At 72.1% G+C, this 13,915-nt stretch carries 14 protein-coding genes and 1 riboswitch; of the genes, 3 read left to right on the forward strand and 11 right to left on the reverse strand.

Translation table 11 applies throughout. The features are described from left to right. Window positions 1–88: 88 nt before the first annotated feature. From ACIO5D_RS38215 to sodN, 5 genes are all read right to left on the reverse strand, one after another. Window positions 89–460, reverse strand: coding sequence for a nuclear transport factor 2 family protein (locus ACIO5D_RS38215; protein WP_363604709.1), 372 nt, complete (start codon window positions 458–460; stop codon window positions 89–91). Between the two features lie 80 nt (window positions 461–540). Next, complete coding sequence (locus ACIO5D_RS38220) at window positions 541–1,536, reverse strand: ABC transporter substrate-binding protein (protein ID WP_400800901.1); 996 nt, start codon at window positions 1,534–1,536, stop codon at window positions 541–543. 54 nt (window positions 1,537–1,590) lie between these two features. Next, window positions 1,591–2,430, reverse strand: coding sequence for an ABC transporter ATP-binding protein (locus ACIO5D_RS38225; protein WP_400800903.1), 840 nt, complete (start codon window positions 2,428–2,430; stop codon window positions 1,591–1,593). Further along, complete coding sequence (locus tag ACIO5D_RS38230) at window positions 2,430–3,491, reverse strand: FecCD family ABC transporter permease (RefSeq protein ID WP_400655233.1); 1,062 nt, start codon at window positions 3,489–3,491, stop codon at window positions 2,430–2,432. Before ACIO5D_RS38230 ends, ACIO5D_RS38225 begins: the two co-directional genes overlap by 1 nt. 104 nt (window positions 3,492–3,595) lie before the next feature. Beyond that, a riboswitch (cobalamin riboswitch) is annotated at window positions 3,596–3,715 on the reverse strand. A 112-nt stretch (window positions 3,716–3,827) separates the two neighbouring features. Further along, window positions 3,828–4,223 (reverse strand): superoxide dismutase, Ni, encoded by a 396-nt coding sequence (gene sodN / locus ACIO5D_RS38235; RefSeq protein WP_189915683.1) that lies wholly within the window; start codon window positions 4,221–4,223, stop codon window positions 3,828–3,830. Window positions 4,224–4,408: 185 nt separating this feature from the next. Here sodN and sodX point away from each other — a divergent pair, with 185 nt between their 5' ends. Further along, on the forward strand, window positions 4,409–4,846 hold the full coding sequence (sodX, locus tag ACIO5D_RS38240; protein WP_363604905.1) for a nickel-type superoxide dismutase maturation protease: 438 nt from the start codon (window positions 4,409–4,411) through the stop codon (window positions 4,844–4,846). Between the two features lie 12 nt (window positions 4,847–4,858). On the opposite strand, the gene ACIO5D_RS38245 is transcribed toward sodX, so the two are convergent. The 4 genes from ACIO5D_RS38245 to ACIO5D_RS38260 all read right to left on the reverse strand — a co-directional run bounded on the left by ACIO5D_RS38245 (window position 4,859) and on the right by ACIO5D_RS38260 (window position 8,309). Further along, on the reverse strand, window positions 4,859–5,443 hold the full coding sequence (locus ACIO5D_RS38245; RefSeq protein WP_363604713.1) for a CGNR zinc finger domain-containing protein: 585 nt from the start codon (window positions 5,441–5,443) through the stop codon (window positions 4,859–4,861). Between the two features lie 110 nt (window positions 5,444–5,553). Next, entirely contained in the window at window positions 5,554–6,363 is an 810-nt protein-coding gene (locus tag ACIO5D_RS38250; RefSeq protein ID WP_363604714.1) for an amino acid ABC transporter ATP-binding protein, read from the reverse strand. Further along, window positions 6,360–7,334 carry an amino acid ABC transporter permease gene (locus ACIO5D_RS38255; protein WP_363604715.1) on the reverse strand — a complete coding sequence of 325 codons (975 nt, stop codon included), beginning with the start codon at window positions 7,332–7,334 and terminating at the stop codon, window positions 6,360–6,362. Before ACIO5D_RS38255 ends, ACIO5D_RS38250 begins: the two co-directional genes overlap by 4 nt. Before the next feature lie 36 nt (window positions 7,335–7,370). Beyond that, the gene (locus ACIO5D_RS38260; RefSeq protein WP_363604716.1) at window positions 7,371–8,309 is read right to left on the reverse strand and encodes an ABC transporter substrate-binding protein; all 939 of its coding nucleotides are present in this window, start codon (window positions 8,307–8,309) and stop codon (window positions 7,371–7,373) included. Between the two features lie 973 nt (window positions 8,310–9,282). On the opposite strand from ACIO5D_RS38260, the gene ACIO5D_RS38265 reads away from it, so the two are divergent. Further along, on the forward strand, window positions 9,283–10,479 hold the full coding sequence (locus ACIO5D_RS38265) for an NADP-dependent malic enzyme (protein WP_400655238.1): 1,197 nt from the start codon (window positions 9,283–9,285) through the stop codon (window positions 10,477–10,479). Between the two features lie 220 nt (window positions 10,480–10,699). Next, entirely contained in the window at window positions 10,700–11,662 is a 963-nt protein-coding gene (locus tag ACIO5D_RS38270; RefSeq protein ID WP_400800906.1) for a zinc-binding dehydrogenase, read from the forward strand. Window positions 11,663–11,752: 90 nt separating this feature from the next. Here ACIO5D_RS38270 and ACIO5D_RS38275 read toward each other — a convergent pair whose 3' ends face one another. Together ACIO5D_RS38275 and ACIO5D_RS38280 are read right to left on the reverse strand one after the other, a co-directional pair. Then, a complete protein-coding gene (locus ACIO5D_RS38275) occupies window positions 11,753–12,805 on the reverse strand; it encodes a PadR family transcriptional regulator (protein WP_363604720.1) in 1,053 nt (350 codons plus the stop codon). Window position 12,806: 1 nt separating this feature from the next. Continuing rightward, complete coding sequence (locus ACIO5D_RS38280; RefSeq protein WP_363604722.1) at window positions 12,807–13,706, reverse strand: DUF4097 family beta strand repeat-containing protein; 900 nt, start codon at window positions 13,704–13,706, stop codon at window positions 12,807–12,809. Between the last annotated feature and the right edge of the window lie 209 nt (window positions 13,707–13,915).

Below are 13,915 nucleotides of genomic sequence, written 5' to 3' on the forward strand. Positions count from 1 at the left end.
TCCGCTCATCCGCAGGCGACTTGACCTGCCCCACCCTCGCCACACCACAACCAACGAGACACCGACCACAAAGTCACCGGCATTGGGCCTAGGCCTCGTCCCAGGCCTGGATCGAGGTCTGGTCGACGATCCGGCCGTCCCGCAGGTCGGCGACCGAGGTGGCCAGGACCCGGACCCCGTCGGGGTACTGGCAGGCCTCCATGAAGGCGATGTGGTCGCCCTGGACCACCACCTGTTCCAGGGTGTGGGTCATCTCCCGGCCGTAGATGTCGCGCAGCATCGCGCCGATCTCGCTCCGGCCGTGCATCACCAGCGGATGGCTGGGCTGGGTCTTGTGGTCGACCATGCGCACTTCGGCATCGTCGGCGTAGAGCGCGAGGAGGGTCTCGGCGTCCCCGCGTTCGATGCCCTCGCGCAGGGCGGCGGTGTCGAAGTCGGAAGGTGCCGCCATGGTGCTCATGTTCTCGCTCCTCCGGTCGGATTCCGTCGGGCTCGTACTCCGAGCGTACGCCCGCCGGGCCGGGCCGGACCGGCCCGTGCTCAGGCCGCCGGCGTGGACCGCAGATAGGCCGCGAGGGCGGTGATCGCGGCGGGGTTGCGCGGGCTCTCCACCAGGTCGACGTAGTCCAGCACGAAGATCCGGTCGTTCCTGACCGCGGCGACGCCGGCCAGCGGCGGGAAGGACTTCAGGAACTTCCGCTTCGCCTCGGCGTCGGTGTCACCGTAGTTGTTGATCACGATCACCTCGGGGTCGCGCTGCACGACGCTCTCCCAGCCGACGGTGGTCCAGGAGTCGGCGACGTCGCCCATCACGTTGCGCCCGCCGGCCTTGGCGATGATCTCCTCGGGCGCGGCGTACCTGCCCGAGGTGTACGGCTTGTCCTCACCACTGTCGTAGAGGAAGACGCCCGGCCGGTGCTCGGGCTGCGGCACGGCGGCGACCTGCGCCCGGAAGTCGGCGATCAGCTTGTCGGCCCGGTCGCGGACGTCGAAGATCTCGCCGAGGTTGGCCAGGTCGGTGTAGAGCGCGTCCAGCGGCGACATCACCCCGCGCTCCGGGCCCTTGCCGCTGCGGCAGGACTCGCTGAGCACGTAGGAGTCGATGCCGAGGCCGGCCAGCACCTGCGGGGTGAAGCCGTCGGCTTCGCCGAAGCCGTAGTGCCAGCCGGCGAACACCAGGTCGGCCCGGGCGTCCAGGACGAGCTCCTTGGTGATCGGCTGCTTGGAGAGCCAGGCGGTCTGCTGGTAGCCGTCCTTCCACGGGACCTTGGCGAGGTCGCCCTTCTCGTCGGGCATCACATAGCCGGCCATCCGGTCGGTGAGGCCGAGCGCGAGCATCAGCTCGGTGATGCCCACGTCGTTGGTCACCGTCCGGGCGGGCTTCGCCTTGTAGGTGACCTTGGTGCCGCAGTTGTCGACGGTCACCGGGTAGTGGTCGGAGCCCGCCGCGGCCTCGCCGCTCGGGGCGATCTCGGCCCCGCACGCGGTCAGCGCGAGGGTGAGCAGGGCGGTGGCGGCGACGGCCTTGGTGCGCATGGGAGTTCCTCGGGTCGGGGGGAGGGGGCGGAAAGGGCGGGAGGGGAAGCGGGGTCAGCGGAGCCGGTCGAAGAGCAGCTGGACGGCGCCGGTCTCGGGGTGCCGTACGGGGGTCGCGCGGACGCCGAACACCCCGGCCAGCAGCGCGGGGCGCAGCACCTCGACGGGCGGTCCGGAGGCGACGATCCGGCCGGCCCTGATCACGTACAGCAGGTCGCAGTGGCCGGCCGCCAGGTTGAGGTCGTGCAGCGCGGTGAGCACCGTCGGCCCGGCCGCCCGGACCAGCGCCAGCACCTCCAACTGGTGGGCGATGTCCAGGTGGTTGGTGGGTTCGTCGAGCACCAGCACCCGGGGCTCCTGGACGAGCGCGCGGGCGATCAGCACCCGCTGCTTCTCGCCGCCGGACAGGCTCAGGAAGCCCCGCCCGGCCAGGTGGTCCGCGCCGACCCGGGCCAGCGCCTCGGCGCAGCGCCGGTCGTCCCCGCCGGTCGGGCCGGCGAATCCGCTGCGGTGCGGCAGCCGGCCCATGCCGACCACCTCGGCCACGGTGAAGTCGAACTCGGCGGAGTGTTCCTGCGGCAGTGCGGCGACCCGCCGGGCGGCCTCGCGGGGGGTGAGCGCGTGCAGGTCCTCGCCGCCCAGCCGGACGGCGCCGGCGGCGGGCCGCAGTGCCCGGTAGACGCAGCGCAGCAGGGTCGACTTGCCGCTGCCGTTCGGTCCGACCAGGCCGACCACCTGTCCGGCGGCGGCGTCCAGGGTGATGTCGTGGACCAGCCGGGCGCCGGCGATGTCGACCGAGAGCCCGTCGACGGCGATGTCCAGGGCGGTCTCGATGGCGGTCTCCGGGGTGTCCGTGGTGTCGGTGCTCGGGTCGGCGTTCGCGCCGGTGCCCATCAGCGGCCTCCGAAGGAGTAGCCGCGGCGGCGCATCAGCAACAGGAAGCAGGGCACCCCGAGCACCGCGGTGACCACCCCGACCGGCAGCTCGGCGGGCGCCAGCAGGGTGCGCGAGACGATGTCCACCCAGACCAGCAGCAGCGCCCCGGCGAACGGCGCGACCAGCAGCACCCGGCGGTGGCCGGCGCCGACCAGCATCCGCACCAGGTGCGGCACCATCAGCCCGACGAAGCCGATCGCGCCGCTGACCGCGACGACGGTGCCGGTGACGGCCGCCGTCACCACGAACAGCTGCCGGCGCAGCCGGTCGGGGTCCACACCGAGCGAGGCCGCCGTCTCGTCGCCCATGGCGAGCGCGTCGAGGCGCCCGGCGGAGAGGGCGAGGCAGGCCAGGCCGGCCAGCACGGTGACGGCGGCGATCGGCACCGAGCCCCAGGTCGCCCCGCCCAGGCTGCCGAGCAGCCACATCATGGCGCTGCGGGCCGCCTCGCCGCGCGCGGCGCCGAACACCATCAGCGCCGTCACCGCGGAGAAGCCGTAGGACATCGCGGTGCCGGTGAGCACCAGCCGCAGCGGGGTGAGCCCGTAGGCGGTCCGGGCGGCCGCGTACACCAGCAGCATCGCCAGCAGGGCCGAGCCGAAGGCGGAGACCGAGAGCGCCCAGACCCCGAGGGAGGCGAAGGCGCCGAGGAGCAGGACGGCGTTGGCGCCGACCGCCGCGCCGGAGGAGATGCCGAGGACGAACGGGTCGGCCAGGGCGTTGCGGACCATGGCCTGCACGGCGACCCCGGTGGCCGCGAGCCCGGCGCCGACCACGGCGGCCAGTACGGTGCGCGGCAGCCGGATCTCCCAGACGATCACGTACGCCGCCGCCTCCTCGGCCTCCAGCCGACCGCCCGTCAGCCCGGCGCCCAGCAGCCGCAGGACCCGGGACCAGCCGAGGTCGGAGGAGCCCAGGGCGACCCCGCAGACCAGCGACAGCAGCAGGGCCGCGGCCAGGCCGGCGGCCAGGGGCGCGGCGGGTATTCGACGGACCGGTGCGGTCACTGCGGTGCTCACGAGGGGGGCGCGCCTTCGCCTCGGGCCGTGGGCGGCGCGGGGCGAAGCGCCCGGGCCGTGGCGGGGCCGGGGCGCCATCCCCTCGCATTCCACGGCGAGTTGTCGGGAGGTCGGCGCCCCAGGGCGATCGGGCTCACGGGGCCGGGGCCCCGTCCACCGTTGCGGGTCAGCGCCGGATTCGGACCGGACTTCCCCCATGGGACGCCCTGGCAGCATAACAAGCGCTAAGGCCAGGCAACCCTTACAGGTGCCGCCGGGCATGTCCCGGAAACGCGCGACCGCCCCCGTCCGGTGTGGTGGTCCGGGCGGGGGCGGTCGACGGAGGCCGAGCGGCGGTCAGGCCTGCTTGGTCTCCCAGAAGATCTTGTCGACCTCGGCGATCAGGTCGAGCAGGGCCTGGCCGGTGGCCGGGTCCGTCGACGCCTTGGCGGCCGAGGCGGCCTTCAGGGTGTCGTTGATCAGCTGGTGCAGCTGCGGGTACTTCTCGAAGTGCGGGGCCTTGAAGTAGTCGCTCCACAGCACCGAGATGTGGTGCTTGACGGCCTCGGCGCGCTGCTCCTTGATGATGACGGCGCGAGCGCGGAAGTGCGCGTCCTCGTTGGCCTGGTACTTCTCCTGGGTGGCCTTGACCGACTCGGCCTCGATCCGCGCCTGCGCCGGGTCGTACACGCCGCAGGGCAGGTCGCAGTGGGCGTGCGCGGTGGCACGCGGTGCAAACAGACGAGAGAACATGGGAGTCCTTCCTTAGATCGTCTTCCCGCGCCCGAGATTACCCTTCCGGTCACGGGGTTTCGCGATCGGTCGGTGGGCCTAGGGCAAAAGGCGGACCCGGAACCGGGTGAATCCGGACACCGGCGGGTGACGGTCCGTACGGCAGACTGGGACGCGGCGAGCCGGGAGGAGGAGTCGTGACGCGGATGGCGGAACCGGAGGGCGGCACCCGCGGGGGTGCCGCACCGTTCGGACTGATCGACGTGGCGGGGGACTCGATGGTGCCGACGCTGCGTGAGGGCGACCGGCTGCTGGTCCGGTACGGGGCGCGGATCAGGCCGGGCGCCGTGGTGGTGGTCCGCCACCCGTTGCAGCAGGACCTGCTCGTGGTGAAGCGGGCCGACGGCCGGCGCCCGAAGGGCTGGTGGCTGCTGTCCGACAACCGGCTGGTCGACAGCGACAGCCGCAGCTACGGCGCCGTCCCGGACGAGCTGGTGCTCGGCCGGGTGCTGCTGCGGCTGCGCCCCCGGCCGGCCTGGCTGGCCCCGGGCCGCCGGCTGGAGCGCCTGCTGCTGGGCCCGCTGGTCCGGGTGCCGGGCCTGGCCCGCCGGCTCGGCGTCTGGGTCCGACCGGAGGATCTCTAGCCCGGAGGGCCGCTAGCCCTGCCCGGCCAGGACGGCGGCCTCCTGGCGCTTGCGGGCCCGGTACGCGGCGACGTTGGCGCGGGTGGCGCAGCGGTCGGAGCAGTACCGCCGGGAGCGGTTGGTGGAGGTGTCCAGGTAGGCGTTGCGGCAGGGCGCGGCCTGGCAGATGCCGAGCCGGTCGGCGCCCAGTTCGGTGAGGTGGACGGCCAGGCCCATGCAGGCGACCGCGCTGAAGTGGGCCGTGGCGGTGGGCGAGTTGTCGGCGAGGTGCAGGTGCCAGCGCGGGCGCCCGGCGTCGTCCAGGTAGTCGTGGCCGGAGACCAGCGGGCTGACGGGGTACTCCATCAGCAGGCTGTTCAGCAGGTCGACACCCCGGATCTCGTCCCCCTCGGCGGCGGCCTCGAAGACCCCGCGCAGCCGGGTCCGGACGGCACGCAGCCGGGGCAGGTCGGCTTCGTCGGCGAGCGCGGCGGCACGTGTGTTCTCGGAGAACAGGCCGCGGACGGCGTCGACCGAGGTCAGCGTGTCGGTGCCGCGCTCGGGCTCCTCGGTGTTCACCAGCCGGACGGCGAGGTCGGCGTACGAGGCGAGCTCCACGGTGGTCCTTCCAGAATCGGTAACGGGCTGACTGGCTCCAGCCTATTACCTGGGCGGGGCAGGCGTCGGCGCCCGGCAGGTCCGGCCTGCCGGGCGCCGACGGGAGCGTCCTAGAGCACCTTGGACAGGAACGCGCGGGTGCGCTCGTGCTGCGGGTCGGTGAGCACGTCGCGGGGGGTGCCGGACTCGACCACCACACCGCCGTCCATGAAGACCAGCGCGTCGCCGACCTCGCGGGCGAAGCCCATCTCGTGGGTGACGACGATCATCGTCATCCCCTCGTCGGCCAGACCGCGCATGACGTCCAGCACCTCGCCGACCAGCTCCGGGTCGAGCGCCGAGGTGGGCTCGTCGAAGAGCATCAGCTTGGGCTTCATGGCCAGCGCGCGGGCGATCGCGACGCGCTGCTGCTGTCCGCCGGAGAGCTGGGACGGATAGCTCTTCGCCTTGTCGGCCAGGCCGACCCGCTCCAGCAGGGCCATCGCCCGCTCCCTGGCGGACGCCTTGGCCTCCCTGCGGACCTGGACCGGCGCCTCGATGACGTTCTCCAGCGCGGTCATGTGCGGGAAGAGGTTGAAGCGCTGGAACACCATGCCGATGTCGCGCCGCTTGAGGGCGACCTCGCGGTCCTTGAGCTCGTGCAGCCGGTCGCCCTTCTGCCGGTAGCCCACCAGTTCGCCGTCCACCCAGAGGCGGCCGGCGTTGATCTTCTCCAGGTGGTTGATGCACCGCAGAAAGGTCGACTTGCCGGAGCCGGAGGGGCCGATCAGGCAGAACACCTCGCGCTGCTTGACCTCCAGGTCGATGCCCTTGAGCACCTCGACCAGGCCGTACGACTTGCGCACGCCCTCGGCCCTGACCATCGGGCCGTCGGTGCCGGCGTCGGCCGGGGTCGCGGGGGTCTTGGTCAGATCGGTCATACGTGGCCACCTCCCTCAAGGCCGGGAACCACGTCGTGCTTCCCGCTCGGCACGGGCTTGCCGGCGAACAGGCGGCGGAGCCGCTGGACCGGGGTCGGGGGGAGCGTCCGGTTGGTACCGCGGGCGTAGTGCCGCTCGATGTAGTACTGGCCGGTGGTGAGCAGCGAGGTCAGGAACAGGTACCAGACGGAGACCGCGATCAGCACCGGGATGGTCTGGAAGGTGCGCGAGAAGATGTTGTGGCCGGCCTGGTACAGCTCCTCCAGCGCGATGGCGCTCGCCAGCGAGGAGGTCTTGAGCATCGAGATGGTCTCGTTGCCGGTCGGCGGGATGATCACCCGCATGGCCTGCGGCAGGACGATCCGGCGCAGCGCGGCCGCGCGGCTCATGCCGAGCGCGTGGGCGGCCTCGGTCTGGCCCTCGTCCACCGACTGGAGGCCGCCGCGGACGATCTCCGCCATGTAGGCGGCCTCGTTGAGGCCGAGACCGAGCAGCGCCGCGGTGAAGACCGGGATCAGCGAGTTGGTCGACTCGGACCAGAACGCCGGCCCGAACGGGATGCCGAGCGACAGCTTGGGCCAGATCGCGGCGAGGAAGTTCCAGAAGACCAGCTGGACCAGTACGGGGGTGCCGCGGAAGATCCAGATGTAGAGCCAGGCGGTGCCGGAGAGCAGCGGGTTGGGCGAGAGCCGCATCACCGCGAGGACGACGCCGCCGATCACGCCCATCACCATGGCCAGCGCGGTCAGTTCGAGCGTGACGCCGACGCCGTGCAGGATCTGGTCGTTGAAGAGGGTGTCGCCCACGACGTCCCACTGGAAGGCGGGGTTGTTGATCAGGGCGTTGAGCAGCATCGCCAGGAGGACGACGATGACGACTGCTCCGGCCCAGCGTCCGGGGTGGCGGACCGGGACGGCCTTGATGGTCTCGGACCGTCCCGGTGTCACCTGCCCCTGGTCGGAAGTTTTCACGATGAGGTCGCCTCAGGGGGTGTGGTTCGGCGGAGGTCAGCTCTTGGCGGCGTTGATCTCGGACGTGCCGAGCGCGCCCGCCTCGACGCCCCACTTCTGCAGGATCTGCTTGTAGGTGCCGTCGGCGATCAGCGACTGGACGGCGCCCTGGACGGCCTTGGTCAGCCCGGAACCCTTCTCCAGGACGATGCCGTAGGGCGCGCTGTCGTAGGTGTCGCCGAGCTTCTCCAGCTGGCCGTTGGTCTGCTTGAGCGCGTAGTCGATCACCGGGGAGTCGGCCATCATGACCTGGTCGCGGCCGGCCACCAGGGCCTGGGTGACATCGGTCTGGAGCGAGAACTTGTCGCCGTCGCCGGGGATGGCGGGCTTGCCGTCCTTGGCGCAGTCGGGGTTGCGCGTGTCACGGACCTCGTCGGCCTGGGTGGTGCCGGTCTGGACGGCGACCTTCTTGCCGCAGAGGTCCTTGGGGTCGATCTTGTCCGGGTTGCCCTTCTTCACGGCGATCGCGCTGCCCGCGGTGAAGTAGGTGACCATGTCGACGGTCTGCTCGCGCTCCTTGGTGTCGGTGAAGGAGCTCATGCCGAGCTGGTACTTCTTGGCCGCGATACCCGGGATGATCGAGGTGAAGTCGGCGTTCTGCACGTCGGCGGTCAGGCCGAGCCGCTTGGCGACCGCGTTCGCCAGGTCGACGTCCATGCCGACGATGTTGCCCTTGTCGTCCTTGAACTCGTTGGGCGCGTAGGAGGCGTCGGCCGCGACGACCAGCTTGCCGGAGGACTTGACGTCGGCCGGCACGAGGGCGGCCAGCGCCGGGTCGGCGGTGACGGCGGCGACGCTGGCGCTCGGGTTGGCCGCGCCCGAACCGCCGGAGGCGGAGGAGGACTTGCTGCTGCCGCAGCCGGTCAGGACGAGCGAGACGGACGCGACTACCGCGCCGGCCGCGAGGAGGCGGGTGCGCTGGGTACGGGCGGTCATGGGGGATCTCCTCCTGAGGGAGAGGTCGGGCGGAGCGCGCCGCGGGGGCGCGGCGCACCGGGGCAGCAGGCCGTTCGGCGCTGTACCGGGTGTATTTCGCTGTGCGTCGTCGTACGGGCAGTGCCGGTCGTGCATGGCCTGGGCGGGGGTTCGCGCAGGGTGGTGCAGGGGACTGCTTCCGCCACCCTCCGCCGAGGTGGACGTTGACCGAACCGCCTCGACCAGTGGCCGGCTCGATCCGAGATGGGGGGAATCCTGCCATCTGACGACGGCCGGGTGGCCCTCATTCAGATCAAAATCGGATAACGAGGGTGCACCTTGTCCGCTATTCGGACGAATACCGTGTCCCTGTCACCCTCCGTATAGGTATGCGGTTTTCGCCGTGCCGTGCCGTGCCGGGAGGGGCGGGGTGCTGCCGGAGCGCCGCGCAGGCGTACGCAGGCGTACGCGGGCGGAACGGGCGGTCCCGCCCTCCCGGCCTGCCGGGCCGGGTACCGGGTGTGTCAGAATTCGGTACCGGGAGACCCCCGATGCTCGAACCCAGACCGCCGAGTCGCGACAGGCTCGGGGTGCGCAGGAACGGAAGTCTCCGACGTCGACTCCGTATCCGAGGCACCGGCTCACCTCCGTGTCTGTGTTCACTCCCGCGGGTGTGGGTACTCGTTCGCCATTGCCGTCGCCGGGGCCCGGTGCCTCCGACGCCGGACGCCGTCAAGGTGGCTGTCGGCGAATGAAATGCACGTGACGAGGACGAAAAGGCATAGGTGCGATGCCGTCGTCCGGCCTACGCTCGGCCCGGAAGCACAGTGCCGACAAATTAAGACAGAACACCCTCATCCGAGGGCGCCGCCCCGACGGCAGCGCCCCGACCCCCGTTCCGGGTCCGCTTCGGCGTACCCGGTTTCCGGTTTCCGGCGGGGTCGTCCGCCCGTCGGTCACGCGTCCTCGCTGAACCAATGACGAAGAGGTCATCGTGGCAGCGGAGATCATCCACAGCAGCACCCAGGACACCGACGATCCGGTCGACGCCGTTTTCGCGCTCCACCGCGGCGGCAAGATGGAGATCCGGGCGACCGTCCCGGTGCGCGACGCGGACGACCTGTCCCTCGCCTACACCCCCGGTGTCGCACGGGTCTGCACGGCCATCGCCGAACAGCCCGAGCTCGTGAACGACTACACCTGGAAGTCCAACACGGTGGCCGTCGTCACCGACGGCACCGCCGTGCTCGGCCTCGGCGACATCGGCCCGGAGGCCTCGCTCCCCGTGATGGAGGGCAAGGCCATCCTGTTCAAGCAGTTCGGCGGGGTGGACGCCGTCCCGATCGCGCTCGCCTGCACCGACGTGGACGAGATCATCGAGACCGTCGTCCGGCTGTCGCCCTCCTTCGGCGGCGTCAACCTGGAGGACATCTCCGCCCCCCGCTGCTTCGAGATCGAGCGCCGGCTCCAGGAGGCCGTGGACATCCCGGTCTTCCACGACGACCAGCACGGCACCGCGATCGTCACCACCGCCGCGCTGTGGAACGCGGCCAAGATCACCGGCCGGGAGATCGGCTCCCTGCGCGCCGTCATCTCCGGCGCCGGCGCGGCCGGCATCGCCATCGCCAAGATGCTGCTGGCCGCCGGCATCGGCGATGTCGCGGTCTGCGACCGGCGCGGCGTGGTGTACGACGGCCGGGGCGACCTCACCGACGTCAAGGCCGAGATCGCCGCGCAGACCAACCGGGCCGGCCTCAAGGGCTCGCTGGCCGACGCGATGGCCGGCGCCGACGTCTTCATCGGCGTCTCCGGCGGCACCGTGCCGGAGGAGGTCGTCGCCACCATGGCCGAGGGCGCGTTCATCTTCGCGATGGCCAACCCCACCCCGGAGATCCACCCCGAGGTCGCGCACCGCTACGCGGCGGTCGTCGCCACCGGGCGCAGCGACTTCCCGAACCAGATCAACAACGTGCTGGCCTTCCCCGGCATCTTCGCGGGCGCCCTCCAGGTCCGGGCCGCCCGGATCACCGAGGGCATGAAGCTGGCCGCCGCCAAGGCGCTGGCCGGGGTGGTCGCCGACGAGCTGACCCCGCAGAAGGTGATCCCCTCGCCGTTCGACGAGCGGGTCGCCCCGGCCGTCACCAGGGCCGTCGCCGAGGCCGCCCGCGCCGAGGGCGTCGCCCGCCGCTGACCCGGCGTCAACGGCTCCCCGGGGCGCCCTTCGGCTCCCCGGGGCGCCCTTCGGCTCCCCGGGGAGCCGAAGGGCGCCCCGCTGCCGAAAGCGACGAGCGACAAGCGAGGCACGAGCGCCGGAGTGAGGAGTGTCGGCGGCGGGTCCGAGCGCCCGGAGGCGACCCGGGGGGAGGGGAGAGGGCTACCGGGCCCCGCCCGTCGCGGCTATCGTCCGGACCATGTTTGCCGCCTACGCCGCACGAATCGACGCCGACGACCCGCTGAGCGGACTGGAGTCGGGTGAACTCCCGGAGCCGCAGGCCCGCCCCGGCTGGAGCCTGGTCACCGTCCGGGCCGCCAGCCTCAACCATCACGACCTCTGGTCGCTGCGCGGGGTCGGGCTGCCCGTCGAGCGGCTGCCGATGATCCTCGGCTGCGACGCCGCCGGTGTCGACGAGCACGGCAACGAGGTGGTCGTCCACTCGGTGATCGGCCAGACCGGCCACGGCGTGGGCCCGGACGAGCCGCGGTCCATCCTCACCGAGCGCTACCAGGGCACCTTCGCCCAGCAGGTGCTCGTCCCCACCTGGAACCTGCTGCCCAAGCCCGCCGAACTCAGCTTCGAGCAGGCCGCCTGCCTGCCCACCGCCTGGCTGACGGCCTATCGGATGCTGTTCACCAACGCCGGGGTCAAGCCGGGCGACACCGTCCTGGTGCAGGGCGCCGGCGGCGGCGTGGCGACCGCGCTGATCGTCCTCGGCAAGGCGGCCGGACTGCGGGTCTGGGTCACCGGCCGGGACGAGACCAGGCGCGAGCGGGCGCTGGGGCTCGGCGCGGACGCCGCCTTCGCGAGCGGCGCCCGGCTGCCCGAGCGGGTGGACGCGGTGATGGAGACGGTCGGCGCCGCCACCTGGGCGCACTCGGTGAAGTCGCTGCGCCCGGGCGGCACCGTGGTCATCTCCGGGGCCACCTCGGGAGCCAACCCGACCGCCACCGAGCTCAACCGGATCTTCTTCCTGGAGCTCAGGGTGGTCGGCTCGACCATGGGCAGCAAGGAGGAGCTGGCCGGGCTGCTCTCGCTCTGCGCCACCGCCGGTGTCCGGCCGGTGATCGACTCGGTGCTGCCGCTCACCGAGGCGCGGGACGGCTTCGCCCGGCTCGCCAAGGGCGACGTCTTCGGGAAGATCGTCCTCACGCCCTGACGGCCCGGTCCGACGCGACCCACGCGGCGGGCCCGGCACCTCCCCCGAGGAGTGCCGGGCCCGCCGCATCGGCCGTCGCCCGGTGGCGGGTCAGCCCAGCAGCCGCCGCAGCCGCTCGCCCGCCGTACCCAGCACCGAGCGGGCCTCGGCCAGCCGGTCGGCGCTCACCCCGCCGTCCCGGGCGGCGTCGCGCACCTGGTCGCGGAAGCGGTCGAGCAGCCGCTCCAGCTCCCGGGCCGGGTCACCGGCCGGGTCGGTCGCCGTCCACGCCGGCAGGTCGGCCGGTACGGCGGCGGGCCCGCCGGTGCCGTCCTTGTCGAGGTCGATCCGGGTGACGGTGACCTGCTCGGCGGCCTGCTCGCTCCGCTCCTCCGCCGAGTGGCCCCAGCGGGCCGCGTCGGCGAGCCCGGCCAGACCCCTGGTCAGCTCGGACAGCCCCTCGGCCAGCCCGGTCGGCCAGTCGCCGCGGGCCGCGTGGTCACGGACCTGCTGCTCGACCCGGCGCTTGATCCGCAGCGCCTCCTGCTGCGCCGCCGTCCGCGCGGCCCGGGACTGCTCGCGCAGCCGGCGGGCCTCCTCCTCGGCGGCCTTCGCCTTGGCCTTGGCCGCCTTCTCCTGCTCCTTGGCGCGCTTGGCCTGTTCTCGCGCCTGCTTCTTGAACTGGGTGAACTCCTCCTTGGCGCGCTGCCAGGCGTCCTTGTCCCCCCACGGTCCGGCCCACGGGTCCCCGCCCCCGGCCTGCTCCGGCGCCTCCTGCTGCGCCTTCTTCGCCGCGCTCCACAGCTCCTCGCGCAGGTCCTTGGCGCTGTCCCGGACGTCCTCGCGGATCGCCCCGGCGAGCTGGGCCACCGAGTCGCGGATCTCCAGCTCCAGCTCGTCCAGCTCGCCCTGGCGGGCCGCCAGCTCGGTGCGGCCCGCGTCGGTGAGCCGGTAGACCTTGCGACCGCCCTCGGTGCTGTGCGCGACCAGGCCCTCCTGCTCCAGCTTGGCGAGCCGCGGGTAGACGGTGCCGGCCGAGGGCGCGTACAGGCCCTGGAACCGTTCCTCCAGCAGGCGGATCACCTCGTAGCCGTGCCGGGGGGACTCGTCGAGCAGCTTCAGCAGGTAGAGCCGGAGCCGGCCGTGGCCGAAGACGGGGCTCATATCATGCCTCCTTGGTGAGGTCGGGGCCGGCCGGGAGCTCCTTGACGACCACCGGGCCGTCCTCCTCGGTGTCGGGGCGGCGCAGCACGGTGACGGAGCCCGAGACGGTGGTCACCGCGAGGCTGCCCTTGCCGTCGCCGAGCTGGCCGGAGAGCCGCTTGGCGCCCCAGGTGCCGCCGACCTTGAGCTGCTCGAAGGTGCTGGAGATGTCGCCGCTGTTGGTGCCGGCCTCGACCTTGGTGTCGGCCAGCGAGGGCAGCCGGACGCCGACCGGGCCGCTGACCGTGGTGACCTTGATGTCGGTCGGGGTGGCCGCGTCGAGGTCCAGGGTGACCGCGCCGGTGACGGCGTTGGCCTGCACCCTGTCGGCGGTGCCGGCGACCACGGTGAGCTTGCCGGAGACGGTGTTCAGCCGGAGCTGTCCGGCCACCGACTGGGCGTCCACGTCGCCGGTGACGGTGTTGATGTCGGTCCGGCCGGCCAGGCCGACCAGGGTGGTGTCGCCGTTGGCGCTCTGCACCGAGACGTGCCCGGCGATGCCCGAGACGGTGGTGTCCGCCGAGACGGCGCCCACCTTGACCTCGGCGGCGGCCGGCACGGTCAGGGTGATCCCGGCCACCCGCTTGCGCTTGAACGAGGCGAAGAACCCCTTGACCGAGTCGACCGACTTGAGCACCTCACCGAACTCGCTCCAGCCGCTGATGTCCTTGTAGGTGACCGTCAGGACGCCGTCCACCAGGGTGACGTGCAGCGGTTCGCCCTTGAGCTCGGTGACCTCCAGGCGGGCCGGCCCCTCGGCCGCCACCACGTTCACCGTGCCGTCGATGATCCGCACGTGCAGCGCGCGGACCGCTTCGTCGATGGTGATCCTGTCGGGTCCCTCGACCGTCCACTGGCTCATCTCTGCCGCCTCCCGTTGCGACTCACGATGTATCGCGTTCTCTTTTAAAGACGATATATCGCGTGACGGTGAAGTCAAGCGCCCCGATCCCGGAGCCGGACCCGGATCCGCCCCCTAGACGAGTAGATCCGAAGTTCTGGCCCGCCAAAGGGCAGAGGGTGTCCAAGATCAGTTTGTGACGACCGACCTGAACACCCTCTTGACCGCAC

This window comes from Kitasatospora sp. NPDC087315 (assembly GCF_044744345.1).
Taxonomy (GTDB): Bacteria; Actinomycetota; Actinomycetes; order Streptomycetales; family Streptomycetaceae; genus Kitasatospora.